The organism is Endozoicomonas sp. YOMI1, assembly GCF_024606345.1.
Taxonomy (GTDB): domain Bacteria; phylum Pseudomonadota; class Gammaproteobacteria; order Pseudomonadales; family Endozoicomonadaceae; genus Endozoicomonas.
The window spans coordinates 1-2,557 of record NZ_JAHHPM010000242.1; the positions used below are offsets into that span (position 1 = coordinate 1).

Below are 2,557 nucleotides of genomic sequence, written 5' to 3' on the forward strand. Positions count from 1 at the left end.
CTTCGGTCACATAGCTACGGCTATGCTCCCTTCGTTGTGCCTTGCATTGTAACTGTTCACTTAGCCAGAAAATACGATTCCATTTGGCCAACTACTTATGACAAAGAAAATGATCTATCTGTAATGGCCAAATTCCGGTCCAGGCAGGGTTTCAGTTTGTGCTAAGGAGCCAGGCGGGCCCCCCATAAATCAAGACTGACTTTCGATGATTCTGGCAATATCGGCAGCAGGGCGATAGCCCGGAATAACCTGACCGTTTTCCAGAACCATTGCCGGAGTACCGTTAATGCCCATCTGGACACCCAGGTTGTAGTGATTATCAATGACAGTACTGCACGCTGCCTTATCACCTTTAATTTCTGCACTTATGGACTTGCCGGTTTTCAGGTCGGTTAATGCCTGTTTACGGTCTACTGAACACCAGGCATTGGTCATCTTGCCATGCACTGGCGATTGTTGACCGCCCCGGGGGAAAGCAAGATAGCGCAGTTCAATACCCAGCGCATTTAACTGGTCAACCTCCCGGTGCAGTTTACGGCAGTAGCCACAGTCGACATCCGTGAAGGCATACACAACACCTTTGGTTTCACCTTTCGGTGAAAAAATCACCATATCTTCCTTGTTCAGGGATTTGAGTAGCCTGGCGTTTTGCTGGCTTTTCACCTCTTCCGTCAGGTTAACCAGCTGGCTACCACGTACTTCCAACAGATCGCCTTTGATAAAATACTGTCCGTTTTCGCTGCTATAGAGAACAAAGCCACCTTTGAGCATAATTTTGTAGACGCCAGGCATCGGGCTTTTGGTGATCGACTCAATGGGAATGGTGGCATCAAGTTTTTTCAGCTGACTTTCAATCAGGGTCTCGGGTGTCTGATGGTTGCTGTCCTTGCCGGTAGCTTCTGCATTGACGGCCACAGACCAGCCAGCGGTTTTGGTCATAATGGCCGTTAACAGAAGCGCAGAGAGTTTAGACATACTGATTCCTTAATTGATCCACAAAGATAAGCCAGACTGCCGACAGGGCAGTATACCAATGGGTAGCCCGGGCATCACAGGGGCTATCGGCAAGCCGTTCCAGCATTGGAGAGAAGCGCTGGATAAAAACAGGCAAGTGTAGCCTTATTTCTTCCTGTTTTATCGCTTGGACACTGTTATCTGGTAAGGAGTTCTGAAAAATAGTTTAAGACGGTCAGATTATCCTCTTGGATGGTGCTCGCGGTGCAGCTCTGAGAGCCTATGTTTGGCGATATGGGTATATATTTGGGTGGTGGACAGATCGCTATGGCCAAGCAACAGCTGGACCACTCGAAGATCTGCACCATGGTTCAGAAGGTGAGTGGCAAAAGCATGTCGAAGGACATGAGGAGAAACGTCGGTATTGATACCAGCAATCGTATTGTAGTGCTTGATCCGATGCCAGAAGGTCTGACGGGTCATTGGGCGGCCCTGGCGACCCGGAAACAGGGTTTGGCTTTCATACTGGTTCAGCAGATTACCTCTTGCCTGTCGTATATACTGCTCCAGCCATTCAATGGCATTCTGGCCCATGGGTACCAGCCGTTCCTTTTGGCCTTTGCCAATAATGCGGAGCACACCCTGTCTTGGATTAATATTGCCCATCTTCAGGTTCACCAGCTCTGAGATTCTCAGGCCGCAGGAATACAGGATCTCAAGCATGGCACGATCACGAAGACCAATGGCGGTTTTGGTATCCGGGCTGCTGAGCAGTGACTCTACATCTTCTTCTGACAATGTTTTTGGCAACGCCTTACCCTGACGGGGCATGCCAATATTGGCCGTAATATCGGTGGTGATCTGTTCAGATTGCAACAGGTAACGGTAGAAGGCTCTCAGGCTGGATATTTGCCGGGCGGTTGACCGAGGGTGATAACCCTGCTCATAACGCCAGCCCAGAAACCGGCGAAGGTCCTCTTCGCTGGCTGTGAGTAATAGCTTGCCGGTGTTTTGAGTGTGCTCTTGCAGCCACTCAGAGAACAGCAGTAGGTCCCGTTGGTAAGCTTCACGGGTATTTTTGCTAAGGCCTCGTTCAAGCCAGAGGTGTTGTAAAAATGCCTGTGTTTCCAAAGAAGCGGGGGTTGGCATGGCAATCAATAGATTCAATATTGTACGATAGTGTAGATGATATCAGTTCCCTTTGCATAGCACCTTAGCTATGAGTTTTGCATTGCTGTAATAATTGGTTAATCAAATGAAAACATATTTCCTGACTAAGTGATCAGTCACTCCCGGCAACTGCTCCTGCATCCATGCAGTTCTTGTTTTCCTGTTTTTTATTTTATGCTTTTTGTTTCATACTTTTTGGTCCTTCTTTTTTTCTTCCTTTATGTTTATTTTCAGCGATGCTTCAATTTCTTCTAACTGATATATATCTTTCCCGTAAAATTCTGAAGGTGTGCCACCATGGTTGTATAATTTTATCCCATTTGATTGGGTGAAAGTCTCATACTGACCGTTTTTTCTGGATTTGCGCTCCACGGGATGCCCCATAGCAACAAATTTCGTCTGGCCTGATAGGGTAACGGCCAAACACAGGTAT

4 protein-coding genes are annotated in these 2,557 nt (G+C 47.6%); all 4 read right to left on the reverse strand.

Going from position 1 to position 2,557, the window contains the following annotated elements; all coding sequences use genetic code 11:
• Window positions 1-189 precede the first annotated feature (189 nt).
• Entirely contained in the window at window positions 190-975 is a 786-nt protein-coding gene (locus KDK15_RS08415; RefSeq protein WP_257294912.1) for a thioredoxin fold domain-containing protein, read from the reverse strand.
• The gene (locus KDK15_RS08420; RefSeq protein ID WP_257294913.1) at window positions 968-1,111 is read right to left on the reverse strand and encodes a hypothetical protein; all 144 of its coding nucleotides are present in this window, start codon (window positions 1,109-1,111) and stop codon (window positions 968-970) included. The genes KDK15_RS08415 and KDK15_RS08420 overlap by 8 nt, the downstream gene beginning before the upstream one ends.
• An 83-nt stretch (window positions 1,112-1,194) precedes the next feature.
• Window positions 1,195-2,103, reverse strand: coding sequence for a site-specific tyrosine recombinase XerD (gene xerD / locus KDK15_RS08425; protein ID WP_257294914.1), 909 nt, complete (start codon window positions 2,101-2,103; stop codon window positions 1,195-1,197).
• A 207-nt stretch (window positions 2,104-2,310) separates the two neighbouring features.
• The coding region (locus KDK15_RS08430) for a hypothetical protein (RefSeq protein ID WP_257294915.1) at window positions 2,311-2,557 on the reverse strand (247 nt) is incomplete at its 5' end.

Coding starts and splice junctions, on each gene's coding strand:
- KDK15_RS08415 (WP_257294912.1), bottom strand. CDS start 975: ATGTCTAAACTCTCTGCGCTTCTGTTAACGGCCATTATGACCAAAACC.
- xerD (WP_257294914.1), bottom strand. CDS start 2,103: ATGCCAACCCCCGCTTCTTTGGAAACACAGGCATTTTTACAACACCTC.